Source organism: Leptolyngbya boryana PCC 6306, assembly GCF_000353285.1.
In the GTDB taxonomy this organism is placed as follows: domain Bacteria; phylum Cyanobacteriota; class Cyanobacteriia; order Leptolyngbyales; family Leptolyngbyaceae; genus Leptolyngbya; species Leptolyngbya boryana.
Genome location: NZ_KB731324.1, coordinates 3,395,011 through 3,421,130 on the forward strand (window position 1 = coordinate 3,395,011; position 26,120 = coordinate 3,421,130).

At 47.6% G+C, this 26,120-nt stretch carries 23 protein-coding genes; 13 read left to right on the forward strand and 10 right to left on the reverse strand.

Translation table 11 applies throughout. The annotated features are described in order from the left end of the window. Positions 1 to 14 precede the first annotated feature (14 nt). Both LEPBO_RS0117100 and LEPBO_RS43630 read left to right on the forward strand, forming a co-directional pair. The gene (locus LEPBO_RS0117100) at positions 15 to 716 is read left to right on the forward strand and encodes a potassium channel family protein (protein WP_017288782.1); all 702 of its coding nucleotides are present in this window, start codon (positions 15 to 17) and stop codon (positions 714 to 716) included. Positions 717 to 984: 268 nt separating this feature from the next. Further along, positions 985 to 2,082: a PEP-CTERM sorting domain-containing protein gene (locus tag LEPBO_RS43630; RefSeq protein WP_096735589.1), complete on the forward strand. Its 1,098-nt coding sequence runs from the start codon at positions 985 to 987 to the stop codon at positions 2,080 to 2,082. A gap of 38 nt (positions 2,083 to 2,120) precedes the next feature. On the opposite strand, the gene LEPBO_RS0117110 is transcribed toward LEPBO_RS43630, so the two are convergent. From LEPBO_RS0117110 to cysS, 6 genes are all read right to left on the reverse strand, one after another. Then, positions 2,121 to 2,813 (reverse strand): cyanoexosortase A system-associated protein, encoded by a 693-nt coding sequence (locus LEPBO_RS0117110; RefSeq protein ID WP_017288784.1) that lies wholly within the window; start codon positions 2,811 to 2,813, stop codon positions 2,121 to 2,123. Continuing rightward, positions 2,810 to 3,640, reverse strand: a complete 831-nt coding sequence (gene crtA, locus LEPBO_RS37395) for a cyanoexosortase A (RefSeq protein ID WP_190711086.1) — start codon at positions 3,638 to 3,640, stop codon at positions 2,810 to 2,812. The genes LEPBO_RS0117110 and crtA overlap by 4 nt, the downstream gene beginning before the upstream one ends. A 208-nt stretch (positions 3,641 to 3,848) precedes the next feature. Then, positions 3,849 to 4,451, reverse strand: a complete 603-nt coding sequence (locus LEPBO_RS0117125) for a cysteine hydrolase family protein (protein ID WP_017288787.1) — start codon at positions 4,449 to 4,451, stop codon at positions 3,849 to 3,851. Between the two features lie 50 nt (positions 4,452 to 4,501). Next, positions 4,502 to 5,827, reverse strand: coding sequence for a TldD/PmbA family protein (locus tag LEPBO_RS0117130; protein WP_017288788.1), 1,326 nt, complete (start codon positions 5,825 to 5,827; stop codon positions 4,502 to 4,504). A gap of 3 nt (positions 5,828 to 5,830) precedes the next feature. Next, positions 5,831 to 7,270, reverse strand: coding sequence for a TldD/PmbA family protein (locus LEPBO_RS0117135; RefSeq protein ID WP_017288789.1), 1,440 nt, complete (start codon positions 7,268 to 7,270; stop codon positions 5,831 to 5,833). Between the two features lie 77 nt (positions 7,271 to 7,347). After that, complete coding sequence (cysS, locus tag LEPBO_RS0117140; protein WP_017288790.1) at positions 7,348 to 8,772, reverse strand: cysteine--tRNA ligase; 1,425 nt, start codon at positions 8,770 to 8,772, stop codon at positions 7,348 to 7,350. A gap of 91 nt (positions 8,773 to 8,863) precedes the next feature. Between cysS and LEPBO_RS0117145 the strand changes: the two genes are divergently transcribed. From LEPBO_RS0117145 to dtd, 3 genes are read left to right on the forward strand one after another with little or no spacing between them, the layout of a single operon-like run. Next, entirely contained in the window at positions 8,864 to 9,991 is a 1,128-nt protein-coding gene (locus LEPBO_RS0117145; RefSeq protein WP_017288791.1) for a CobW family GTP-binding protein, read from the forward strand. 56 nt (positions 9,992 to 10,047) lie between these two features. Then, complete coding sequence (locus tag LEPBO_RS0117150; protein WP_263970849.1) at positions 10,048 to 10,347, forward strand: (2Fe-2S) ferredoxin domain-containing protein; 300 nt, start codon at positions 10,048 to 10,050, stop codon at positions 10,345 to 10,347. A 17-nt stretch (positions 10,348 to 10,364) separates the two neighbouring features. Beyond that, the gene (gene dtd / locus LEPBO_RS0117155) at positions 10,365 to 10,805 is read left to right on the forward strand and encodes a D-aminoacyl-tRNA deacylase (protein WP_017288793.1); all 441 of its coding nucleotides are present in this window, start codon (positions 10,365 to 10,367) and stop codon (positions 10,803 to 10,805) included. A 49-nt stretch (positions 10,806 to 10,854) separates the two neighbouring features. On the opposite strand, the gene cpdA is transcribed toward dtd, so the two are convergent. Beyond that, positions 10,855 to 11,643, reverse strand: a complete 789-nt coding sequence (gene cpdA, locus LEPBO_RS0117160; RefSeq protein ID WP_036044675.1) for a 3',5'-cyclic-AMP phosphodiesterase — start codon at positions 11,641 to 11,643, stop codon at positions 10,855 to 10,857. A 434-nt stretch (positions 11,644 to 12,077) separates the two neighbouring features. Here cpdA and LEPBO_RS0117165 point away from each other — a divergent pair, with 434 nt between their 5' ends. From LEPBO_RS0117165 to LEPBO_RS0117200, 8 genes are all read left to right on the forward strand, one after another. Beyond that, complete coding sequence (locus LEPBO_RS0117165; RefSeq protein ID WP_017288795.1) at positions 12,078 to 13,166, forward strand: hypothetical protein; 1,089 nt, start codon at positions 12,078 to 12,080, stop codon at positions 13,164 to 13,166. Between the two features lie 362 nt (positions 13,167 to 13,528). After that, the gene (locus LEPBO_RS0117170) at positions 13,529 to 14,701 is read left to right on the forward strand and encodes a glycosyltransferase family 4 protein (RefSeq protein WP_017288796.1); all 1,173 of its coding nucleotides are present in this window, start codon (positions 13,529 to 13,531) and stop codon (positions 14,699 to 14,701) included. A gap of 21 nt (positions 14,702 to 14,722) precedes the next feature. Beyond that, positions 14,723 to 16,108, forward strand: a complete 1,386-nt coding sequence (locus tag LEPBO_RS0117175) for an oligosaccharide flippase family protein (protein WP_017288797.1) — start codon at positions 14,723 to 14,725, stop codon at positions 16,106 to 16,108. Beyond that, on the forward strand, positions 16,105 to 17,013 hold the full coding sequence (locus LEPBO_RS0117180; protein WP_017288798.1) for a glycosyltransferase family 2 protein: 909 nt from the start codon (positions 16,105 to 16,107) through the stop codon (positions 17,011 to 17,013). The genes LEPBO_RS0117175 and LEPBO_RS0117180 overlap by 4 nt, the downstream gene beginning before the upstream one ends. After that, positions 17,010 to 18,302, forward strand: coding sequence for an O-antigen ligase family protein (locus LEPBO_RS0117185; RefSeq protein WP_017288799.1), 1,293 nt, complete (start codon positions 17,010 to 17,012; stop codon positions 18,300 to 18,302). The genes LEPBO_RS0117180 and LEPBO_RS0117185 overlap by 4 nt, the downstream gene beginning before the upstream one ends. After that, positions 18,295 to 19,413, forward strand: coding sequence for a glycosyltransferase (locus LEPBO_RS0117190; RefSeq protein WP_017288800.1), 1,119 nt, complete (start codon positions 18,295 to 18,297; stop codon positions 19,411 to 19,413). Before LEPBO_RS0117185 ends, LEPBO_RS0117190 begins: the two co-directional genes overlap by 8 nt. 67 nt (positions 19,414 to 19,480) lie before the next feature. After that, positions 19,481 to 20,431, forward strand: a complete 951-nt coding sequence (locus LEPBO_RS0117195; RefSeq protein ID WP_017288801.1) for a glycosyltransferase family 2 protein — start codon at positions 19,481 to 19,483, stop codon at positions 20,429 to 20,431. Positions 20,432 to 20,575: 144 nt separating this feature from the next. Further along, positions 20,576 to 21,415, forward strand: coding sequence for a hypothetical protein (locus LEPBO_RS0117200; protein WP_144056221.1), 840 nt, complete (start codon positions 20,576 to 20,578; stop codon positions 21,413 to 21,415). Between the two features lie 214 nt (positions 21,416 to 21,629). On the opposite strand, the gene LEPBO_RS0117205 is transcribed toward LEPBO_RS0117200, so the two are convergent. The 3 genes from LEPBO_RS0117205 to LEPBO_RS0117215 all read right to left on the reverse strand — a co-directional run bounded on the left by LEPBO_RS0117205 (position 21,630) and on the right by LEPBO_RS0117215 (position 26,052). Then, the gene (locus LEPBO_RS0117205; protein WP_017288803.1) at positions 21,630 to 23,828 is read right to left on the reverse strand and encodes a GumC family protein; all 2,199 of its coding nucleotides are present in this window, start codon (positions 23,826 to 23,828) and stop codon (positions 21,630 to 21,632) included. A gap of 305 nt (positions 23,829 to 24,133) precedes the next feature. Further along, complete coding sequence (locus LEPBO_RS0117210; RefSeq protein WP_017288804.1) at positions 24,134 to 25,327, reverse strand: glycosyltransferase family 4 protein; 1,194 nt, start codon at positions 25,325 to 25,327, stop codon at positions 24,134 to 24,136. Positions 25,328 to 25,368: 41 nt separating this feature from the next. After that, the gene (locus LEPBO_RS0117215; RefSeq protein WP_081614748.1) at positions 25,369 to 26,052 is read right to left on the reverse strand and encodes a sugar transferase; all 684 of its coding nucleotides are present in this window, start codon (positions 26,050 to 26,052) and stop codon (positions 25,369 to 25,371) included. Between the last annotated feature and the right edge of the window lie 68 nt (positions 26,053 to 26,120).

Here is a 26,120-nt window from a genome sequence, read left to right on the forward strand (position 1 = left end):
TTGAGGACAGGGACGTGAACTTATCGTCGTTAGGGTTCTTCCATAGTTTGAAATCGGATAACCGAAATCGACAGTTCGCTGTCATTGGATTGGGGCGCTTTGGTCGTGCAGTTTGTGCCACGATGCATAACTCTGGCTATGAAGTTCTAGCGGCTGACTTCGATAAGGGTAGAGTTGATCAAGCGTTAAACGATCGGATTGTCACCCATGCTCGCCAAATCGACTCGACTCAACCAGTGGCACTCCGAGAAGCCGGAATTTTTGAGCAAGATACTGTGATTATTGCGATCGGGAATTACGTTCAGGAAAGCATCATTACGACGATGAACGTCAAAGAAGGCGGGGTGCGTCATGTGGTTGCCAAAGCTTCCTCAGAAATCCACGAGAAATTGCTGAAAAAAGTTGGAGCCGATCACGTTGTCTTTCCAGAACATGAAATGGGTTGCGACTTAGCGCGATCGCTGACCAAACCTGGAATTTTAGAACGATTTGAGCTTGATCCTGAAAATAGTATTGTTGAACTCATCGCACCCGAAAACTTCCATGGCAAGACAATCGCGGAACTGAGACTGCGATCGCACTACGGCTTAAACTTGCTTGCCTTTAGTCATCAGGGAAAATTTATCATCAATCCTGATCCGAATACACGGCTCTCTAAGGGGATTGCGATTGTTGTCATCGGCGCAAATCGAGATATCGATCGTCTGCCAATTTGATCCGTAGGAATACGATTTCCGAGGTTTATCTTGTACATTAAAAGAAGAAGAGGGTTCTGCGTAATTATTCAGGATGATTATTTAAGCTTGTGTAAAATAACTCAGGACTCTATGGCAATAATTTGAAAATCCTGCTAAAAATACCTAGTCTCATAGCTGATATTTTGGCAACTTTTCCTCAGAACGTCTAATTACGTTCTTAGTCCAAGTGCAGATTACAGGGGCATCAACCAAAACACTCTCCGTCTTCCTGTAAGGTCTGTAATGTATGGCAAAAAGTTTCTTCGGTTTGACATGCCCTAAGTCAAACTTTTATCCAGTCAGTACTTTTAAACTGGCGGGTTGTTCAAATCGTGGCTCTCGTCGATCGTGGACACTGCTAACCCTCAGTATTACAGGGGGATGGCTTCTCAGTAATTTCTGGGTTCCAGTCCGTGCTGCTACGATGATCAATAACTCGGGGCTACAATTTGAGCAAGATACAACGCTTGATTCTAACTTCATAGAATCTCATGGTGCGTATCAATCGACTTTCGGAGTCATGGAAGTCGATACGAAAAAGAAAACTCCGTTGATTGTAGAAACGAAAGCTGCGGATGATGCAGAATCTATTTTTAAGCCTTCCTCGTTTCGGAATCATACTGGAACCAATACTGACTTTCGAGGAACCCCAAGCAATGCAGTTGCAAATCCAACTGCACGATTTACGTTTAAAGGAAACAAGCGATACGTTTTGTATTTAGAATCTAGCTTTAATGGTCGCCCGACTGGAATTCTTTACTCAGAGAACGTTCTGAATCCCAATCAAGAGCAACAAGTTAAATTCACAGGCGGTGCGAGCGATCTGTGCTCGAGTGGGGTGATGGTGAATTGGGACGATACAGGTTCTAAACTTGTGCGGAACCGAGGACAACAAGATCGTGATTTTGATGACTTTATCGTGCAGTTGAAAGGAACCACTTGTGCGATGGGCGGGGGTGAACCTCCTGAAGCCGTTTCGCAACTTCCCTCCCCGCCTCCGGTAGGAGTCTTACCTACGACGGTCGGTGGGAGAAGATTTCCCTGGGAACCATTGCTGCTGCTCGGTGCACTTCCGTTTTTGGGTGGAGGGAAGGATAGCAGTTCAAATCCTCCAGGTGGTCCAGGAGGACTGGTTAGTTCGAGTAATCCAGGTAATCCAGGCAATCCAGGTAATCCAGGTAATCCAGGCAATCCAGGCAATCCAGGTAATCCAGGTAATCCTATCTGTCCCAATAAACCAAACTGCCCGAATACTCCTGTCCCAGAACCAATGACAATTCTGGGGTCTGGGACTGCGATCGCATTTGGAGCTTTGATTCAGCGTCGCAGAAGACGGAAGCCATAATCCCTTAACGCTGTAAAGGCGTTCCTACTGGAGCGTCTCTACTCGTTTTTGATCGACGGATAATTCTGCTGCCACCACTCTATCCATTCTGTCCAAGCTTGCTCTAAGTCTTGCCGAGTTGTCGTTGGAGCCTTTGGATCGATTGGGAGTGAGGCGTTAGTCCAGAGACAGCGTAAATCGCGCAGTTGACTTCTCCCGATGAACCAGGGGAAGACACGCTGCATCAGAATATCGGGTCGAGTCTGCGCGCCTCTGAGTTCGCCATCGGTCACGGTCGTATCCCGAGTGACTGGAATGCAGGCGGAAAAGTAAAGTCGATTTGATCGCTGATAAACCGCATAGCTGCCGGTCGTTGAGCGCTTGGTCTCGAAATCAATTTTGGTGTTGTTAATCGTAGATTCTTCAAGAATGTCCGAGACTTTGGTGTAGGTGTCATTAAAGTAGCGCATCTCAATGTCCAGAGAGCGACCCTGGCGAAGATAGCGATACTGCTGTCCAGCGATCGTTAAATCATCGACGCTTGTCGCAAGCGAAGGGGTATAGCGTTTTTGAGTGCCAATTGAGGTGGCTTTGACAAATTCCCAGCGGGACAGGGGAATGGCTGCTGGAAAAGAATAGCTAAGTTGGGGTAGCTTCTGAGGGGGTGTAACTGTGAGTTTGAGCAGCACTAAACTACTACTTGCAAGCGCAGCAGCTAACCAATAATTGCGAATGGTCTCCCAGGTTTTCATGCTTGCACCTCATCGTTTTCAGCAGCCCGATCGGCTTGTTCGAGCAAGAAGTAACACAGGAAACCGAACAACGCGACGGAGATCATCGAGAAAATTAGCGAACCTGTACCTAAATGCCAATAATCAAAGGCTTCTCGCTGATTTTGAGCGACCAGAATTGCCATCAGTGCCACCCGAATCGCGTTTGTGAGGAAGGCGATGAGCATTCCAGCGAGGGGTACGATCAGCGATCGTATAAGTCCGATCGGGAAGAGAATCACAAACAAGCAACCCAGTAACAAATGCTGCCAAATCAGCTGAATCCCTGAACATCCTGGATAGACTTCGACACTTCCAGTCGGCATATGAAGTAAAACCCCGTCTTGAATCACCCGAAATCCGGAGTACCAGAGTAGGCTACCGCTGACATCTGCAGTAAGGGGCGAAATGTCGAATTGGGTTAAGAGAGTCGTCGTCGGGATCACCATCCATGCCAATACGAGAAGTGCGCGCCAGTACTGTTTCAGGGCAAAGCCTGATGCGAGTAAAGCGACTCCAATTCCAGATACGATCGGTGCAAATCTCAAGAAAGAGTCATATTCTGAAATGCCTAGACTTCTGAGCAAGACCCAAGCAATACAGCATGATCCGATCGCGCTCGGTACAGGATTGCTCTCAAATTTCAAGTTTTGATGGTTGCGCCAGACGAGAAACCAAGTGGCAGCCCAACAGATCAGGGCAGCTTCTAGAAATTGTCCATGATGTCCACTTCTCCAAATAAGTTTCAGATGAATCGCAGTGAGTGCTGTACTAAGTGCCAGCAGGAGATAGGGGGTGTTGAAAAACACAGTCATGAACTGTAAGTTTGGCAAAATATTTTACAAATTGGAAGCTAGCCTACTAGATTTTGCAGGTAATTTCGAGTCTTTCAGGATAGATTTTCATGTCTATTCACAATTTCTCGATATCTAAAGGCTGCCTTTACATCTGAAGGATAGCTGATTGATGCAATGTGGCACAGACAATTCAATTAGCAGTTGAACTCGATTCAACTGCTTAATTTGCAACACCTTGAGTTAAGCGAGACATTGCTTCAATAAATTCGTGATGAGTCAAGCGGGATTTTTGCTGTAAGTATGCCATTGATTTGAGAGCAGCCCAATGGGCATCCCAATCTGAACCCATGCAGCAATCTTCGATGACATAAAAGTGATAATCGTGCTGGTGAGCGTCAACAGCCGTGTAGTGTACACACACGTTAGTCAATGTGCCCATGATGACTAATGTTTTGATGCCGAGACCCCGCAGCAGTAGATCTAAATCAGTGGCAAAGAAAGCACTGTAGCGTCGTTTGGCGATCGCAAACTCTCCATCACAAGGAGAGAAATCAGGATGAAAATCGGTTCCTGCCCAAGTTTCGAGACAGTGAACAGGTTCAGCACCATCTAGCTCTCGCCCAAAATCCACCATTTCTTTACGATGTACTTCTTTGGTATGGATAATGGGCAATCCTGCTGTTCTAGCGGCGGCTAAAACTTGCTGAGCTTTGGGTTGGACTTCCGCAGCGCCAGTGACGTGGATTGCGCCACCGTGAAAGTAATCTGCTTGAAAGTCAATAATTAACAGAGCAGTCGATTTGAGATCAAACATGGGCAGCATCCGGCTGTTCTCCTGACTCACTCCAGTAGGTTCGATTCTACAGATTGAAATTAAAGCGTGTACGTAAAATCTTCCACAATCATTCCAGGAGCAAGAACGCCGCCTAAATTGCGATGCTCATACGTTCCAATGTCGGGAATAAATTCTTGAAAATTCGTCAGAGCGACCAAATTATCTCCCCAAAATTGATAGAGACTATCATCGAATCTGAGATTTTCGATCGGCGCAATAATCTCGCCCTTCTCAACCCAGAAACACGCATAGCGCGTCATTCCAGTGATGCGACCTGTGGGGCGATCGCTCCAATTCAAATAGTGCAAATTCGATAGATATAGTCCAGTATCGAGGGTTTTGAGAATCGCATCGTGGTCTAGGTCACCTGGGAGAATTTCGGGCGATCGCAGTTCTTCTCCTTGGGTTGCGCCATTTGCTTCCAGCCCATATTCTTTTGCGGTTGCAGACGAGGTTAGCATGTTGACTAGTTCGCCTGATTCGATCAAAGCAAGTTCTAAGGGTGCGATCTCGCCGAGTTCGTTAAATCTGGGAACTAAGCCGGATGTGAAATTCTCTTTCAGTGTGAACTTAGGCGAAAGTTTCTTCTCACCTCGACGCATCGCACTAAAGCAACTGCCGCCTTGTTGGTGAGACGATTCACTAATTCCTCCCCAAGAAAGCATTGTCATCAATTCCGCGATCGCAGCCGGTGCAAGATAAGTGCGATACTGTCCACGCTGAATCGGCTTTGGCGCGTTGGACATTAACGATAATTGCGCGCGCGATTCTTCAATCCGAGATTGATAGGCTGCCTCATCCCAAGTCGATCCGGCTAATGTGCCTTTTACGGCTTGTCCATCGGCGGTAAACAGTGAGTAATCTAGCGAATAAGAATCGGTGTCAAACCAGTGCTGTTGACCGACTGAATCCGCATACGCTCGAATCACAGAACCTGCGGCATAGATTCCCGTGAAATCGAGATCCGACACCATTGGAAGCAGGGTTGAAACAACTTGATCAGCAGCAATGAGCTTGCCAGCATGGGATTCTCGGCTGATGTGATTGCCTGAAGGCAGGACGAGATAAGGATTTTCAGGCAGTTGGGGGACTTCTTCGCGCAGGAGCGCGATCGCAGCTTGAGCCGTTTGGTGATCGCACTCAAGATTACCCGTAAACGGAAATTCTCGGTAGCTACTCCGATGATTGTGCATCAAAACAAGTTGAAGACTGCCATCATTGACGGTTCCAGTTTGTCGAACTTTGGCATGATTGAATCGAATGAACTGGCTTTGCTCACAGTTCAGAGTGAGGGTAAATTGCTCATCGGGTTGGAGTTGACTGCGAATTTCGTTAACCAGTTGATTAAAGCTAGCTTCTAACATCGGCTATGCGCCCCCTCCAAAGACTTCAATATTGGCAAAGACTGCTACGGGAGAGCCATGCCCGACCGTGATTGCCTGGTTCGGCTCGCCTTTTCCGCACATCGGCGTGCCGTACATTTGCCAGGTTGAGCGATCGCCGACCTCGACTAAGCCTCCCCAAAATTGAGGTGTAATACTTCGATAGTTCGGATTCCGCAACGTGGTTGTGAGTTTGCCTTGCTCAATGCGTTTGGCATATTCACAACTAAATTGAAATTTGTGGCGCTGATCGTCGATCGACCAAGAGCGATTGGATTCCATGTAAATTCCGCGATCGATGCCTGCAATGATTTCCTCGAAACTCTTAGTTCCGGGTTCGAGATTGAGGTTTGCCATACGATCGATTGGGGGACGATTCCAAGAAGAAGCACGGGCACACGCAACTCCTTTGACACCTGTTCTCGCTTGACTTTCGAGGCTGCCGACTCCGCGCTGTAAAATGCCATCTTTGATCAAATATTCGCGCGTGGCGGGTGCGCCAGTGTCGTCAAAACTGTAACTGGCAAATTCGCCAGAAACCGTTGGATCAAAGGTGATATTCATCAACGGTGAACCGTAGACGAGATTGCCAAAGTCCTGAAGTTTGACAAAGCTACCGCCTGCATAGTTACGCTCATCGCCCAAAATGCGATCGAGTTCTAACGGATGCCCCACACTTTCATGAATTTGCAGCAGCATTTGATCGGGTGCAAGCACTAAAGTGGTTGTCTCACTGGGACAGTCTTCAGCGTTGAGCAGTTCGATCGCTTGCTCTCCCACTTGCTGTACGCGCTGCCAAAGTTCTGGTGTGATGAAGTATTCTAATCCGCCTTGATAGCAAGCTGCGAGCCAACCGTTATTGGTGCGACGTTGTACCACAGAGCCTTCTTGTGCGGTTGCTGCGTAGTCTGTGCCGATGCGGAAGAAATGTTGATAGACTTCTGAGCCATTCGTGCTGACAAACCAGGTTTCTGTTTCAGTCGTTAACGCCGTGGCGCTAGTTTGAACAATCTGATCGGAAATCTTGAGTTCTTCAGTAATTTTGGTCAGGATTTGGTTAATTTCGCCGGGACTCAATGCATCGAAGGGCTTTAGTAAGGGCGAAACATATTGACCGACAACTTTGGGGCGCGCTTCGATCGACGTTGAATAAATATTCCATGCTGAAGCTGCAAGCGCTTGACGATATGCCTGTGCTGCTGCGGCTTGAATTCCCTCGACTGTTAGTAAATTTGTAGCAGCGTAGCCGATCTGCCCTTTGACTAGGACTTCGACCATCACGCCTTGCGTGAGAGACGAGCCATTGGTTTCAGGGACGCGATCGCGCACCGAACGAGTGGTAGATGATTCCTTGGTGGCTCGGAGTCCTATCCAATCGGCAGGAATCTCCAGCGCATTCAGGAATTGTGTGAGTTGAGAAATCATGGAACGTGGATGAATTCAGGATTGAAGGATTTTCGCGGGACGAAGATTAGTCACTCATTATAGACACGATTTCTAGTCTAGCGATGCCAAATTACTTCGCCCCCTGGTTTATCGATCAAAGTAATGCCTTGAACTTGCAGATCGTTGCGAATGCGATCGGCTTCGGCAAAATCTTTTGCTTTTTTCGCATCTTTCCGTTGCTGGATCAGGGTTTCAATCTCACTGTCTGATAACCCGCCCGAACTTTCTGCTTCTGGCTCTGCCTCTAAACCTAAAACTTTCGCCAGTTCGACTAAGGTTTTCCATTGAACTTGCAAAATATCGGGTGCAGTGTCAGTTTTGCCTTCATGCACTAGAATATTGCCTTGCCGCTGGAGTTCTTTTGCAACTGGGAATAGCGCCGCTAACGCCCCGGATGTGTTGAAATCGTCATCCATCGCGGCTTGGAATTCTTGCACGGTTTGAGAAGTTCGATCGATTTCCCCTTCCAAAGCCGAATTCAGCTTAAACCCAAACAGCAAGCCATCTTTTAATGTCTCCCAACCATTTTGAGCCGCTGACAAGGCTTCGTTTGTGAAATCGATCGGTTTTCGGTAGCTCGCTTGTAGCACAAAGAACCGGATCACCATCGGATCGATGCCTTTCTTATCGAGCAAATCGCGAATGGTTGTGAAATTGCCGAGCGACTTGGACATTTTCTCACCATCGACATTCACCATGCCATTATGGAGCCAATAGTTCGCGAGCGATTTACCCGTTGCCGCCTCTGATTGGGCAATCTCATTCTCGTGATGCGGAAATACTAGATCCGCACCCCCGACATGAATATCGATTGTTTCCCCTAAAAACTCCCGCACCATTGCCGAGCATTCAATATGCCATCCAGGGCGACCTTTCCCCCAAGGCGAATCCCATGCAGGTTCACCGGGCTTCGCGCCTTTCCATAAAGCGAAATCAAACGGATAGCGCTTTTTCGGTTCCTCATCATCGACCCGCCCGCTTGCACCTGCTTGCATGTCTTCTAATTTACGTCCTGAGAGCTTGCCATACTCTCGATCGTGCTGAACTGCGTAATAGACATCGCCCCCGGCAGCGTAAGCAAATTCTTTTTGCTCTAATTCGTAAATTAAGCGTTTGATGCCGTCGATCGTATTCGTTGCCCGCGGATAAGCATCAGCATCCAGAATATTCAACCGCCGCATATCCTCGAAATAGAGTTGAATATTGCGTTCTGCAACCGCTTCCATCGTGGAGCCTTCTTCGCGGGCGCGATTGAGGATTTTGTCATCAATATCGGTAAAATTTTGCACATAGCGTACCTTGTAGCCGCGCCAGGTCAAATATCGCCGAACCGTGTCCCACGCAATATACGATCGAGCATGTCCTAAATGGCAAAAATCGTACACTGTCACTCCGCAGCAATACATCTTCACGTGACCCGATTCGATTGGCTCAAACGGTTCCTTGCGGCGGGTTAGAGTGTTGTAAACGACTAAAGCCATGAAATTTTTCAAGTGAATAACGAACGATATCCCATCCTAATCGATTCTTATCAGCAATAATGAGGGAAAAGATATTTGATGCGATCGTGCTATGCAATCAGTCAGCACTCAGTCCGAACCTAAAATGGACGCGCCCAAAACTGGGCTTCCGGTTACGATTATCACAGGCTTCTTGGGAAGTGGTAAAACCACTCTGCTGAATCATATTCTGACCAATCAACAAGGTCTGAAAACAGCAGTCTTGGTGAATGAATTTGGTGAAATTGGGATTGATAACGAACTCATCATCCAGACTGACGAAGACAAGAATATGGTGGAACTCAGCAATGGATGTATTTGCTGCACCATCAATAATGATCTGGTGGATGCGGTCTACAAAGTTCTAGAACGTCAGGATCAAATTGATTATTTAGTAGTCGAAACAACAGGACTCGCTGATCCGTTGCCTGTCGCATTAACATTTCTTGGCACAGAACTGCGGGATCTGACTCGATTAGATTCGATCATTACCGTTGTCGATTCTGAAAACTTCAGCTTAGATCTGTTCAATAGCGAAGCGGCGTATAGCCAGATTGCTTACGGCGATATTATTTTGTTGAACAAAACGGATCTCGTCGATGAAGCGACCGTCGATGCGCTAGAAGTTCGGATTCGAGATATCAAAGAAGGCGCACGGATTCTCCGAACGGTGAAGGGAGAGATTCCGTTGGGTGCTTTGCTCAGCGTCGGCTTGTTTGAATCCGATCAATTTTTTGACCCTCATGCAGAACATCAGCATGAAGGGCACGACCATCACGATCATGATGATCATGCGCATGATCATTCCAACTGCGATCACGATCATGGACATTGCAACCATGACCACGATCATGACCATCACCACCACTCTCATCACTTAGAGAACGATGGGTTTACCTCAGTTTCATTTGAGAGCGATAAGCCGTTTAGTATCAAGAAATTCCAGCATTTCTTAGATAACCAACTGCCGACCAATGTCTTCCGGGCGAAAGGCATTCTCTGGTTTGATGAAAGTCCGAAACGGCACATCTTTCACCTCAGCGGCAAGCGGTTTTCACTCGATGATGATGAGTGGAAAGGCAAGCCGAAAAATCAGTTAGTGCTGATTGGTCAAAACCTAGATCACGAAGCGCTGCGATCGCAAGTCGAAGCTTGTCTAGGCGTATCTTCAGAAAATCGCGGCAAAGGTTTCGGTCGTTAAGGGCAATCTAGGGCATAACGGACAAAGTAAAAATTGTCGCTCCTTTGTTCCTGAAATTGCCCATGTCTTCCAAACAGGTATTCGTCTGCCAGTATCAAAGCTGTCTTGCTCAAGGGTCAGCCGAGGTACTGGCAGCTTTCTTAGAAAGTTCTGATGCTGAAGTATCGATCGTTGCATCAGGTTGCCAAGGACAATGTAATCTAGGTCCAACAGTGCGAATCCTGCCTGATGAAATTTGGTATTGTCGAGTGAAGCCGCAAGATGTGGAGACGATCGTTCACTCTCATTTACAGGAGGATCATCCTGTCGATCGCTTACTGCATCCCCGGTTTCACCCGTCTTATTCCACTCCGTAGTTCTATCTCCCCACCCTATGCGCGTCATTCTCCAACGAGTTACTTCCTCCCAAGTATTAGTCGCTGGAGAAGTGATCGGAAAAATCGATCGAGGCGTCAATCTTCTCGTCGGAATCGCTGAAACCGATACAGAAGCAGAGCTTGATTGGATGGCGCGTAAATGTTTAGATCTCAGAGTCTTTCCTGATGGAGAGCAGGGACGATTCGATCGTTCAATTCAGGAAATTAACGGCGAAATTTTGGTGATTAGTCAGTTCACACTGTATGGAGATTGCCGAAAAGGACGACGACCATCGTTTGATCAAGCCGCTGCTCCCAATCGAGCCGAGCAGATGTATGAGAGATTCGTTGAGAAGTTGCGTGAAAGCGGATTGAAGGTCGAAACTGGGAAATTTGGAGCGATGATGCAAGTTTCGATCGAGAATGATGGGCCTGTCACATTAATTCTAGAGAAATGAAGCGGCAGTTTGATTGCTCTTTCACGACGCGCACTCAAATCAGATCATCTCAGTAGCCCGTTGCGGCTAAATCACGTTGATAGCTGAACTCCACTCGCTTAACTTGCGATTGCCAGGTTCCATCTGAGTGAAGTTCAATGAGTCGAAACCCTGGATCTTCTTTTCCCAAAGCAAACTCGTCACTTTCGCGCGCAAACTGAATGCAAGTTGAAGGTGTCCCTAGATAAGTCACGGCTTTGCGTTGATGCTGAAATTCTTGGTGAATATGTCCAAATACGACAAGCTTGACTTGGGGATACCGATCGAGCACTTTCAATAGCTCTGCTGAGTTCTGCAACGTACTCGTATCTAACCAAGTCGAATTCACTGTAAAGGGCGGGTGATGGAGCGAGACTAGCGTCGGAGCATCGAGATTTTCGGCGAGTTGGTGATCAAGCCATTGCAAACTTTCCTTCGAGAGCCGACCGTGAACACAACCTGGATCTTGAGAATTGAGAAGAATGAATTGCCAATTGCTACAGCGAAACGATTTCTCTGCATGGAACTGAGTCAGCGATCGCTGCATCACCTCAATGTCGTCATGATTGCCAGGCAGCCAATAAGTGGGAATCTCAAGGGGAGCAAATAAGTGCTGCACATGTGCATATGAATCTGCCGAGCCATCTTGAGATAAATCGCCCGTCAGCAGTAACAGATCAGGTCGCGGGCGCAATTGACGCAGTTGAGTGATCAGGGCGTTCAGCGATCGCAACGTTGGCATTCCTAGAAGACACCGATCTGATTCGGCAAATAAATGCAGATCGGTCACCTGAACAATTCTGAGAGGAGGCGAGATCATATGCACAGAAAATAGAAAGCAAAAGGCGATAGCGCAGAAACTATCCTCTCTAGCTTACCGGGTGTCTTTTCAACGCTTTGCGATCTTATCCGCGCTTCTGCTGTGATCTTGATCACACTACTATGGAAGTTTTGCTGATCCGCAGCATTAAAAAAATATAAATTTCATCAAATCTTGCGGACTTTGTTCGACTTGCCAGTAAGGATAGATGGAGGAATGTCGAATCGACGAGTTCGGCATTCAATAGAGTGAGTAGGGTTAGGTTTCTCGGTTGTTTCTGAATGTTGCCTCATAGTCAAGAGGCACTAAACGGCTTTTTCGCTCGTATTTTTTACTCCGGATCGGTAACCCGTCCTGTTTTATGATGTGTTCCCTATGCAAACGAGATTGTTTGAGGGCGCAAGGCACGATCGCATATTTTTTCTCCTAGCACTATGAAAGTTATTGCATACTTTTTGTTCGGAGACGATCGCCTGTACGAGGTCGAGCTTGCCTTTAGCGTTTTATCTGCTCTCCGATTTCTCAAAGAACAACCGGAAGAAATCAAGTTCTGTATTGTTTCTGACTCTGCGGAAAGCTTGCTCCAGCATGGCGACATTGGAATTGACCTTCCCATTGAGCGCTTAACGTTCTCATCGCAAGAATTAGCAGCATGGACCAACAATGGAATGTACCTCTATCGGGCTAAGCCTTTCGCCTTGAAAAAGGTGCTAGAGCACTATCAAGCTCCTGCTGCTTTGATTGATACTGATACTTACTTTATTGATCATCCCCGGAAACTCTTCGAGCGAATTGCTCCAGGATGTTCTGTGATGCATGTTCGTGAAGCAGCGATTGGAGAAAGCGAACTGTGGCAGCCGATTGTTAACCAGATAGGCTCAGGAATAAATATCGGGGGGATCCAAATTTCTGCGCGATCGTCGATGATTAATTCTGGTGTGATTGGGATTGATCCGCAGGATCAATTGCTGATCGAATCTGCGGTGAAAGTATTGGATCACCTCTACCAGTTCGCTCCGCTCACTACTGTTGAGCAATTCTCGATTGGCGCTGTTTTAGAGCAAACAACACAGCTATCGTTCAGTGATGATTTAATTGAGCATTACTGGGGAACTCAGAAAGATTTTATTCGAGTTCAACTGCTGAAAGCATTGAAAGAAAACACGATAGCAAACGTCAATCGGATCTTAGAGAGAAGACCTGTTTTTCCATCTATTTATCCGCGAATTCGGTTCCGCGATCGCATTGTTACAACTTGGGGATTTTTGCAGCACCGAAATCATCATTATCGTCGCGCCCAATTGGCGTATCGCACTGCATTATTTTATGCAGACCGAGATCCAGATTATGCCAATGCGTGGGCTTATACTGCCTTGCAGTCTTTGAGGTATTCTCAACAGCGCGATCGCCAAAAAAATGCTCGTGCTTTTCGCTTCTTGAATAAAGATGAAATCGAGCAGGTAAGCTGGATTGAACCCTCGACGAGACGCGGCTGGATGCGGTTCTGGCAGCAATCAGGATAGCACTATAAGATGAGACATATTGATTTGCCATTTAGCATTGTATGATATGCTCGTGATTAAAGTAGCGATATTATGGCAATATTGCGGTTTCGGTAGTTTCTTCTGAGTCGTTAGAGCATTCTGTTTCTGCTGGATTTAGCATTTCAGCTCGTGTTTCAAAAAACCGCCACTGTATTATCTTGGCATTGTCAATCAGATTTCAATTTGCGATCAAATCTGTGACCAAATTCGTGCTCGAATTTGCGCTCAAATTATCACGCTTCTTTAATTGGTAAGCGGTTTGTCAAATCGCCAATTCTGCTGAATCGCCTTTGTAGGGCGGTGCGGTTTTACTCACTGTCGTTCATTTACCTACAAAATTTATGAGAATTGCAGTCATTGGAGCGAAAGGGCTTCCTGCCCAGCAGGGCGGTATCGAACACCATTGCCAAGAGCTATACCCTCGCATTGTTGAGCAAGGGCATCAGGTGGATTTGTATGCGCGATCGTCTTATACCGGATCGCTGTTTCGCGACACGGTGAATGGAGTCCGGGTGATTTCGATCCCCAGTCTTAATTTACGCGGATTGGATGCCCTGAGTTGCTCATTTCTCGGCACACTTTCGACGATCGCAGGCTTTCAAGAACAGCCTTACGACATCATTCATTTTCATGCATTGGGTCCTTCTTTATTTAGTGGATTACCTCGGTTGAATACAAAATCGCGTGTGATTGTGACCTGTCATGGACTCGATTGGGCAAGAGCAAAGTGGGGCAGAACCTCGCGTTGGATTTTGCGCCAAGGCGAGCGGAATGCCTTGAAATTTGCAGATGACATGATTGCGGTGTCGGAAGATCTACAAGACTACTTTCAGACGACTTACAGCAGAGACACACACTATATTCCCAATGCGCCTGCCAGTTATGCAGCTTCTGATCCCGCCTTTCAATTTGTTCAGTCGTGGGGATTACAGCCACAAAAGTACTTTGTGTTCTTGGGTCGATTAGTTCCTGAAAAGCGTCCTGATTTATTGCTCGAAGCTTTTGCTACCTTGAAGCAGACTGATTGGAAGTTGGCGATCGTCGGCGGAGACAGTGATAGCCAAGGCTATGCTGAAATGCTGAAACAGCAGTATGCCTCAAATGAGATTGTCTTTACCGGAGAACTCGTCGGAGCCAAACTGGCTGAAGTCGTCCGAGGGGCAGGATTGCTCGTGCTGCCATCGGATGTCGAAGGTATGCCGTTAGTTTTACTAGAAGCGATGAATGAGAATGTGCCTGTGCTCGCGAGCAATATTGAGGTGCATCAGAAGCTTTTAGCCAATGGGCGAGGATTGTTATTTGAGGCAGGTGAGGTTGCAGCCTGTCAGCAACGATTGCAATGGGCGATCGAGCATTCAAAAGCGCTTGCTCTGATGGCAGAGGCGGCTCGGCAGCATGTCCAGGCGGTTTACAACTGGGATGAGATTGTGCAGCAGACTCTAGCGGTGTACGATCGCGCTTTGATGCTGAGTTCGTCGCAGGGGGAGCAAGAACGCCAAATGAGTCAAGTTTAGACCCTTTATTGAGTGCAAGGTATGAGTTTACGGCAGAAAGTACTACAGGGCGGAATTTTTCTAGCACTGCGTGAAGGGTTCGGCATCATTCTCAGTCTGGGTAGCATTGTGCTCTTAACGCGGATGATCGGGCCGCAACAATACGGGCTTTATGCTGCTGTATTTGGCATCTTTACTTATCTGTTTAGCTTGGGTCAGTTTGGGGTGCTAGTTTATCTCGTCCGCATGGAAGAAGACCAGCGACAAGCTTATCATCAAGCGTTTATGCTGCTGCTCTTGATCGGGGTGGTTCTAACTGGAGGACTGTGGCTCGGTGGCTTTTTCTGGCTCGATCGCTGGGTAAATTTGCCTGGATTTGAAGCGGTGGCGAAAGTGATGCTGTCTGCGCTGCCGCTCACCTTGATCAATCAAGTTCCTCTGGCAAGGTTAGAGCGACAATTAGATTACCGTACGATCGCGATGATCGAACTGGCAAATCAGTTTACTTATAATCTGATCGCCTTACCGCTTGCGTTTTCGGGATTTGGGGTTTGGGCAATGGTGCTTGGATGGTTAGGACAGCAGATTCAGGATTCGATTCTGTTGTTTAGTCGGTCTCGGTATCGGCCCCACTTGACTTGGCAGCCGAAGGTCGTGAAAGAAATTGTGCATTTTAGCTTAGGGTTTTCGGCTGCGAACTGGGCGTTTCAGTTACGTGCCTTGGTGAATCCTCTGCTGATTGCGCGATTTGCAGGAGCGGAGGCAGTTGCTTATGTGGCGCTGGCAGTTCGCATGGTGGATGTATTGAGCTTTGTGAGAACTTCGACCTATCGGATTTCGATTTCGGCACTGGCTCAGATGCAGGGTCAGCTAGGACGATTACAGAGAGCACTGTCGGATGGGATGAATTTACAGGTTCTTGCTCTCGGTCCCTTACTTGCATTGGCAAGTTGGTTTGGTCCGATTTTAATCCCGCATATTTTTGGTGCAAAATGGGTGCCTGTGATGTCGGTATTTCCGTTGATTGCGTTTAGTGCCCTATGGAGTGCATTATTCAATCTCCATTCTTCCGTCCTGTATGTCCTGCATCGCAATTGGCAAGTGGCATTATTTCACATTCTGCATATTGTCTTGTTTATAGGTGGAGCTTGGCTGTTGGTGCCTCGGTTGGGATTGATGGGGTATGGTTGGGCTGAGGTAGCAACGCTCTTGGGATATGGCTTGATTCATCTCTATGTCACGCAAGCGATCGGGGAGCCTGATTACCGTATGGCGTTTCTCTGGGCAAGCGCATTCGGCTTGTCGCTGTTTTGCTATCAGATTGGCTGGTGGGCGATTATCCCATTGCTGTTTGTCGGAGTGTGGTCTGAGACACGGCAGACGGTCGGGCAATATATTCGCCAGGTTCGGGAGGCAAATGCGAAATGATTCGACCTAAGGTCAGTATTGCAATTAACAATTACAACTACGATCGCTATTTAGCTCAAGCCATCGAAAGTGCCTTAGATCAGACTTATGCCAATGTCGAAGTGATTGTCGTCGATGACGGTTCAACGGATCGCTCAAGACAGGTGATTGAATGCTATCGCGATCGCATCATTCCCGTCTATAAAGCCAATGGGGGTCAAGCTTCTGCATTCAATGCTGGATTTGCTGCAAGCACTGGAGAGATTGTTTGCTTTTTAGATGCTGATGATATGTTTTTGCCTGAGAAAGCAGCCGCGATCGTAGATGCGATTTCTGATCCCACTGTGATGCAATGGTGCTTTCATCCCTTACAACTTGCCAATGCCCAAATGCAGCCGATGGAGCCAATTCTGCAACTGGGTGAAACTTATCCAGTTGACGTTCGACAAGATGTTACAAAAGGGAAATTGAAAGGCAAGTTGCCTTTTGCGATTCCTGCGACCTCAGGGCTGTGCTTTACGCGATCGCTGCTCTCAAAAATTTTACCGATGCCCGAAGCCGAGTCCATTCTGCTCAATGATAGCTTTCTGCAATTTGCAGCGTTAGGAATTGCTCCGGGAATTGCCCTCGATCATCCTCTTGCTCTGCAGCGCGTTCATGGCAGTAATGCTTATACCGCAAATTCAGCTTCAGAGCGCATCAATGCTCCGATTCGGATTTTAACGGCTGCGGCATTACGCGATCGATTCCCCTCGACGAAGCAGTTTGCTAACTGTTGGTTTGCCGATGGATTAGGGCTGTATTGGAAGTTGGGAGGAGTGGATGCTGCCATTCAACCTTGGGTCGATCGCTATCGATCTGAACTTTCCCCCACTGAAGCCTGTGTGATTTGGATGCGTGCTACTTATCGACGATTGAAACCATGATCATTTTGAACCGCTTTGAAGCGGTATTTACTGTTTTCACAATGCTCTACTACAGTTCAGCACTGTATCGGATTCTTGTGGATGGACTCAATTCAAGCGGAGCATCCAGTAGCTCTGGAGCCGATAGTAACCCGATGTTGCTCCTGATGCAGCTTGTCATTTTAGCGGTGTATTTTGCGCTGAGCGCATTGCGATGGCGCAAGTTTATTCCAGCTGCAATGAAAGTTCCTCTATGCTGGGCGTTACCTCTGTTAGCCACGCTCTCAACTCAGTGGTCAGAAGTACCTGATCTGAGCTTGCGGCGGGGATTGTTGCTGGTCGGAGCAACGTTAGTGGGGGTGTATTGGTCGATTCGCTATCCGTTGATGACGATTCTGCGATGGATTGGATGGGGCTTTGGATTTGCAGCAGTTGGCTCGGTTGTGTTTACATTGGCATTTCCCGCGTTCGGAATGGGGATTGATGAACATGCAGGAGCTTGGCAAGGCATGTTCGCTCAGAAAAATGCGTTGTCGAGAGCGATGATTTTGGCATTCATGACCTATTTCTGCTTAGTGTTGGATCGACAACGACTGCGCTGGTTGTGGTGGAGTGGAATCGCGATCGCATTTGCCTTAATCTTGCTTTCAACTTCAAAGTCAGGCTTGCTGATTTTAGGAACGGTGGTCGCTTGTATTCCATTGTTTCGAGCTTTGAAGACGGGATCAGCCCCGAGAGCATTGCTTTGGGTGCTGGTTGCACTGCTGACGACAAGTTGTATTTCATTGGTGGTAATTGCAAATGCAGAGCTGATTGTGGCTGCATTAGGACGAGATTTAACGCTGACCGGACGCACGGGCATTTGGGAAGTGTTGAGCAGTAAGATTGCCGCCCGCCCCTGGTTGGGATACGGCTATAAAGGCTTCTGGCTCGATATGGACGGAGAATCATCCGATGTTTGGTATGCCACGTTCTTCATGTCTCCGAACGGTCACAATGGCTATTTGGATCTCGTCCTGGATTTAGGTCTGGTTGGACTGGGGATTTTTGCTGTGAGTTTTGTCCTTGCTGTGGCTCGATGTGCCGTTTGGTTGCGGGTGCAATCTCAGCCGATGGTGGCGGTGTTTCCATTGCTGTACATGGTTTATTTAACTCTCTCCAATATCACGGAAAGTTCGTTGATTTTGGAGCCGAACTATATTTTCTGGCTGCTTTACGTCACGATCGTTGCCATGGTTCAGGTACAGATGCCTGTTCCAAAGCGATCGCGAAAACTTCAACCGAGTTTAGAGGAATCATCTTATGTGTGATTTAGCAATCTTTACTCACTCTCTTTATGGAGGTGGGGCTGAACGAGCGATGGTAAATTTGATCCGCGGATTTATCCAGCGCGGATTGTCGATCGATTTAGTTCTACTCAAGCGAGAAGGAGCGTACTTAGACTTGCTGCCTCCGGAGGTGAGAGTGATTGATTTGGGCGGAGGGAGGTTATGGCAACGCTTGCCAGAGTTAGCAAATTATTTGCGAGAAAATCGCCCGCCTGTGATGCTCTCGACGTTGGATGATATCAACATTGCTGCACTTTGGATGCGGCGACTGACTGGGGTGGATATGCGCCTTGTGGCGAATGTTCAGAATACGATTTCTCAGGAAGCTCGGCGATCGAAGTCGCTGAAAGTTCGATTGATGCCCACTTTAAGCCGCTGGTTTCTCAACTGGGCGGATGCGGTGGTGCCAGTGTCTGAAGGCGTTGGCAGCGATTTGCAACAGATTGGTGTGCGCGAAGACTTGATTCAAGTAATTCATAATCCAGTCGTGACTCCTGATTTATTTGAACAGGCACAAGCCGCGATCGAGCATCCTTGGTTTCAATCTGAGATTCCTTGCTTGATGAGTGTCGGGCGATTAGAGTACCAGAAAAATTTTCCGCTCTTGCTCGAAGCCTTTGCCCAGGTTAGAAAGTCTCGTCCCCTGCGGCTGATGATTTTAGGAGAAGGCAACGATCGAGCGGCTTTAGAAGCTCAGATCGAACAGCTTGGAATTCAAGAAGATGTTGCCCTGCCTGGTTTTGTTTCAAATCCTTATGCTTACCTCCGACAAGCCGATTTATTCGTCTTGTCGTCTTGGTTTGAAGGATTGCCGACTGTTTTGATTGAAGCATTAGCGGTGGGAACTCCCGCAGTCGCAACGAATTGTCCGAGCGGGCCGGCTGAAATCCTAGCAGATGGCAAATATGGCGCATTGGTCGAAATGGGCAATGTGGAGCAATTAGCGAATGCGATCGCGCAGACATTAGACAACCCACTCCCTTCTTCGGTTTTACAAACAAGAGCTGCACAGTATTCGTTGAAACATTCCCTGGATCAGTACACCAAAGTGCTTCATCTTGCTGAAAGCACTTGTTCTGTATATTCCGCTTAAATCATCCGCTTTCATCCATAGCGAGCGGGTTTGCCCAACATAATCAATCTTACTTTCCCAACTCATTATGCATCTCCAGCCCCAAGTTGATAATGAAGTTATCCAATTCCGGTATACCTTTACTGTTTTTACTCCCACTTACAATCGTGCTCATACCTTGCATCGCGTGTATGAGAGCCTTTGTGCTCAGACTTATCAGAGCTTTGAATGGTTGATTGTGAATGATGGTTCGACGGATCATACTGAACAGCTTGTCCAGCAATGGCAACAATCTGCGCCTTTTCCCATCCGGTATCATCGACAAGAAAACAGTGGTAAACACATTGCTTACAACTATGCAGCGAAAGTTGCGCTCGGCGAGTTTGTGGTCAACTTAGATTCAGATGATGCTTGTGTTCCAGAAGCATTAGAGCGATTTCAAGATTATTGGAATCAGATTCCACCCGCTCAGCGCTCAAAGTACTCTGGAATCGATTGCCTTTGCCAGGATACTGAAGGAAAAATTATTGGCGATCGCTTCCCTCAAAGTCCGATGGATTCTCATGTCGCTGAAATTCGCTATCGGTTGAGAATTTCAGGTGAAAAATGGGGAATGCAGCGGACAGATGTGCTGCGAGAATTTCCCTTTCCAGATGTGCAAGGTCGGCGCTTAGAAATGCCTGAAAGTATTGTGTGGACGCGGCTGACTCGCCAATATCCAGCCCGCTACGTCAATGATGCACTTCGGATCTACTACACCAATGGAGCAGATCAGATCACGCGCGCACGTTGGGCAGAAAAAGACACGAGGGGATTTTTCCTCAGCAATCAAACTACGTTGAATTATGACTTAGATTATTTTTGGTATGCTCCGCGTACCTTCATCAAGGCGGCTGCAAACTGCAGTCGGGCTGGCTTACATTGTGGATATCCACTGCGTCAGCAGGTGAACTCTTTGACTTCAATCAGCGCGCGGCTACTTTGGCTAAGTTTACTTCCTTTAGGATTTGTGCTGTGGTTTCGAGACACGCGACAGTAGAGAAATGCTATGAATCGACGGAAAAGCAAGAATTGCCAGGACAAAATTCAAAGAATCAAAAGTTGTCAGCAAGGCTTTGTGTATCAGGAGGAGCAAAAACGGTTTTTCTATCCTATGAGGACTTGGATTCGTGGTATTCTCCTCATGGCTTTCATAGCAGAAACGAATACGCTCTCTTCACCGCTTAGCAATCCCTTACAGGCTCCATCCGAGCCATGGAATACTGCTTCCTTAACCATGAATCGGTCTAGTCGCTATGCTTCCTTAAAGACTTCGCTCGATCCTGCTTTTCATGACTCAGATCCGGGTGTGCCCAACGATGCTAAGCCTGATGGCGTGCCCTCGCACTACACCTGGTATGAGAGCGCAACTCAGCCCGGATTTGGCAATCATCCCCCGGCTGGTTGGCACGCGATCACGATGCTCGGACACGTCTATCCTGCACAAGGCTGGAAAACGTGGCAAGCTCCGAATACGCGCATTCAAATTAAAGGGGCAGAAACTTGGATTCTGAGCAAATCGACGAAGACCTGGAAACAGGTTCAGAAAACGGATCGGGTTGCTGGTGCAAGCTACGTGGCTGATTTTGCGGGTGATGCGAATCAGCCTGCTGATATTAGAGACGAATCAAGGAATGGGGGCGGTATTTCGGTTGCAGTCAACAATGGCTATTTGTTCCATTTTTGGGCAGAGCGTGCCACGATGAATCCGACAGATATTGCTGGTGTGTATGCGAAGTTTGAAGCGCGATTGGTCAAAGCTAATCCGAATGGTGTAGATGATCTCGATTCGGCTCGCTATATTGCGAGTGCGGGCGCAGATTATTGGCGCAATCATCATGTCCAGTGGGCAGCAGATTGGAGTAACAATGGTCAAGTTGCAGGCGGTCGATTTAAATGGGTGGCGCGGCACTGGAAGGTGTTTGCGATGACGACGATGCCTGCTGAGGAGATCAAGAAGAATCCGCCGCCGCTGAATTTTTAGCGATCTGGATACTCTTAGGGAGATGAGACGATAGGGAGCACTCTGAACTTGAGTTCTCCCATTTCGCGAAATGAATGCGGTTAAGTACTAGCTCTTGACCGCATTCATCTGTTGCTGATTCAAACAATACTTTCTTTTTCAAACAATACTTTGGTGATGAAGTTCTGAAGTCGGTAGTTTTGCTTCAGAACTTCATTGCTATCGAGAGCAAGAACTAATAGACCTGTTCCATTGGTGTATGAATGTAATCGTCATGATCGTAGTAAGAATCATGAGCATCATTTTCAAGCACCGCGCCGTTGATCACCATACCCAGAACATTTTGCGAAGATTGGTTTAGGAGTTCCTTCGCGGTCGTGGCATTCGCATGATCAACCACGCCTGGTCTTGCGACTAAAATCAGCCCATCGACAATTCTGCCGAGGGTCAAAGCTTCCGCCGCAACAATCAGAGGAGGAGCATCAACAATCACAAAGTCATACTGCTGCTCAAAGGTTTCAATCAAAGATGCCATCCGCTTAGAATCGAGCAAAGCTAGAGGATTCGGTGGAATCACACCACAGGTTAGAACGTCAAGATTTTGCATCACAGGTATGATTGCATCTCGGGCATTCGTCTGCTCTACAATCACATGGCTCAATCCACCGACATTCGTCAAATTCCAAATGTGGTGCTGAGACGGATGATGTAAATCTGCGTCGATCAACAGTGTGCGTCGTCCTAAGGTTGCCATTGTTGCTGCTAAGTTCGCTGCGATCGTAGATTTGCCTTCACGCGGGACAGAACTTGTGATCACAACGCTTTTGAGCTTTTCATCTAGGCTCAAAAACTTCAGATTTGCTTGCAGCATTCGATACGAGCCGCTCACCGCCGATCGCGGAGCATCTCGTACAGGGAGTTCAGGAATTGACCATTCCTGTTTCTTCGATCGCGCCATGAGCGGTCTACCAAAGTAAGGAATCGTTCCCAGCCAGGTATAGCCGAACAAGTCGCGTGCCTCTTTGAGCGTCTTGATCGATTTGTCTCGAAGTTCAAGCAAGGTAATGACTGCTAGCGACAGCAAGGTTCCGGCTGCTGCTCCAAGCAAGAGGAACATACTGGTCTTGGAACCAGATGCGCTATCAGGAATCGCAGCTCGCTCAACAATTCGCGCAGTCCCGACGTTTTGCTTCTCGGTTAATTGAACCTCTTGCAGTCGTTTCAGTAGGGTTTCATAGGTTGATTGTGCTGCGTCGAGCTGGCGTTGGAGTTCGCGCTGAGTTTGTTCTAGACGAGGAACTTGCATCATGCGATCGCGATAGAGATCCCGAGTCTCTGTCAAGGAAGCTAACCGCGTCGAAGCTCCTAATTTTTGAACTTCAGCATTGACAAAATCCTTCATCAAGTCGCGACGCAATTCGTCAGGAACAAGATCGCGTGGCGTAACGGAGGCAGCATCGACCGTTTGAGAGATTCGCTCTTCGAGCAAGTTTTTTAAGGCAGCTTCTCGGTCTTGTAAATTGACGATCGCCGGATGTTTGCCTGTGTAGCGTGTACGCTCTAGCTCTAGCTGAGTTTGTACTTGCTGAAGCTGAGCGGCAATTTGTTTGATGTTGTCATCTTGGCTGAGGAAACTAACTTCCAAAGCGCGATCGGCTGTCATGTTGAGCGTGCTTGCAAGTTTGTCGTGCCGAGTCGTTGTTTCAGCAAGATCAGTGCTGGCATCTGCAATTTGTTTTTCTAGCGTGCTAATTGCCTCGTTGACCCGAGCTTCTTCAGCTTTCGCATCTGCAATTCCACTTTGCTCTTTGAATTGTCTGAGCGCAGTTTCGGTTTGTCGTACAGTTGCTTCTGTTTTGGGAAGTTGCTCAGCAATGAATTCTCTCGCAGCGGCAGCTTCAGAGCGATTCTCTAAAACATTGGCATTGAGGTATTGAGTCATGACTTGATTGAGAACCGCAGCAGCTTTGTCGGCTTCTTGATCCTCGTAGCTAATCTGCAGAACGTCCGCACCAGCAACATCTTTGACTTTAATTGATTTTGCTAGAGCATCTGGATGCAGGGGCTTACCGGAGGCGTCCGTCAATTTGAGGGCTTCGATCGTTTGCTGCATCACTGGGCGAGAAACGACGTTCTGTGCTTCTGTCCTGACGGGATTGCTTTGCATGGTCAAGTTTGACACTCGTCCCGCCGCTTCGCCTCCAAGCCCAGTTAAAGCAGGGATTTTGTTGGGTTTGAGGACGATTTTCCCAGTCGCGACATACGTTGGCTTCTGCGACGAGGATGCAAATCCAGCCACGATCAAACTCAGCGTAATGATCGCAGCAGTGGGCTTCCAGCGTCGTTTTGCAATTAACCAATAATTCTGAAAATCAAGCTTCTCTAGGTTGTCTAGAGACACCGTGCCAGAGTCGGCATTGTTCTTCGCTCTCATTGTTTGGATCGAATTAGTTTGAACAACTTGAAACCATTCTAGAAATAGTCCTAGTGGTATCTACAACCCTGTTAGCTCGATCATTTCCTGCATGATTCTAGAATCGTCTTTGCAGTATTGATCTTTTTCTGATACTTGATGCAACTTTACTCTACATCAACTCAGTTCACAATTTGAAAAACTCACATACTTAAAGTGTCCTGCAACAATTGATATTAGTGTTGCTTTTTTTACCCGATTTTTGATCAAAATCGGGATTGTTTAAGGAATGAGTTGCATTTCTATCTGTGCCAGTCTACTGAAATTTACGTGTACGATCGCGCAACTGGAACTCGCTCCCGCGATCGCGCTTTCCATCTCCACAGCATATCTTCATAAACTCGGCTGACAATGGCTTGTGCTGCATAAGGTTGAGCCGCACTGACACAGGCTTCTACAGGAAAATGGTCGGGATTGAATAAAACTTGGTCGAGAGCCTTCGCGATCGTGATTGCTGCTCGATCTTGACAAACGACTCCACTCTTTGAGTTGAGCAGTCTGGGAGTATCTCCGCAGTCAGTCGTTACAATCGGTGTTCCGCACCCTAACGCTTCTAGGACTGAAACAGGCAGTCCTTCAAATCGACTGCTCAGGACAAAGACGCTGGCAGCTTGATAAAGTCTGAGCATTTCGGTCTGAGTTTGTGCGCCGAGCATGGTTGCTGGAACGCCTAATCGCGTAATTTCAGCCCGAACTTCCGGCGCTAATTCTCCATCTCCGGCGAGCAGTAAATGAGCGTTGGGATGGGATAAAGCGGCGATCGCTTGAATCAGCAGAACGGGGTCTTTTTGGGGTTGCAGTCGCCCGGCAAAGAGAATGAACTGCGTTTCTTCAGGCAAGTTCATCGTTTGGGCAAGGACTCGACGATGTGCGCTGCGATCTGGGGCAGGCTGAAAGACTCCATCATCGTAGGAGTTGTTAATGTAGGTGATGCGATCGCTCAAATTTGGATAGCGATCCTGATACAGTTCAAGCGATCCGGTATGACAAGACAGCACTTGGTCAAACTGCTGAATCAAATAGCGTTCTAAGGCGTGATTCAGGGCTGGAATTTTTTGTTTTGCTGCTTGCTGCTTGAGATCATTATGGACAAACAGCGTTTTTTCACCTTGCCACTGTTTAGATGCGATCGTCGGTTCTAAACGATGAAAGTGCATGAAGTCTGATTCGAGACAGGTGCGCAGTAGCGCGGCGGTATATCGAACCGTGACCGGAATGCGTTTGCGGTGATTGTTGTCTTGTAGGGTGAGAATGGGCATGAACTGGAGAGTTCTGCCTGCATAGTTCGCTTCTCGCCAAGTGAATAGAGGTTCGGTGGGATCGTCCGTGGTTCCGACAAAGCGGATCTCGAAGCTATCGGGAGCATATTTGAGGAACGATCGAATGATAGTTTGGATACCGCCGATGCTACTTCGCCAAGGGTTAAATTGATAAAAGATGGTGAGAACTGGTTTTTGCATAGAAGGGGTGAGCAGAGAAGGACAAAACGAGCATGGGTGAGCTAGTAAGCTCCTTCTCGACCCAACACAACTTTCAGCGTTTTCAGAATGATCAGCAGGTCATACCCCACATTCCAACGTTCTTGGTACCTCAAATCCAAGTCTACAACCTGCTCAAAATCTTTAATCTTAGAGCGACCGCTCACCTGCCACTCTCCAGTTAATCCAGGTTTGACTTCTAAGCGTCGCCAATGCCGATTGTTGTAATGAGCGACTTCATCTAACGTGGGGGGGCGAGTTCCAACTAAGCTCATCTCTCCCATCAGCACATTCCAAAGCTGTGGCAGCTCATCTAAGCTCGTTCGGCGCAAAAAACGTCCTACTTTTGTAATTCTGGGATCGTTTTCGTTTTTGAAGAGGAGATTACTTCCTTCGTTTTTAATCTGGTGTTTTAGGACTTCGGCATTGTCCACCATGGATCGAAACTTGCGGATCTCGAAGGTTCGCCCGCCCAATCCACAACGCGTTTGCTTGTAAAAGATTGTGCCAGGACTATCGAGCTTGATCGCGATCGCAATCGGAACAAAGAGGATGGATAGCATCAGTAGCCCAACTAAGCTTCCCAGGACATCAATACTCCGCTTCAGCCCAGATTGTGTGGAGGGGTGAAACGTGATGGAGCGAGGGAGCGTTAAGTCGGGAGACAACTGAATAGACTGTAATTCAGACGCTTCGGGGAAGTTCATTTCTGCTTTTCCTTTTTCAATGGTGCAGTAGTTCGCAGGTGATGCAGGAATGGCAATCAGTTGCGCCC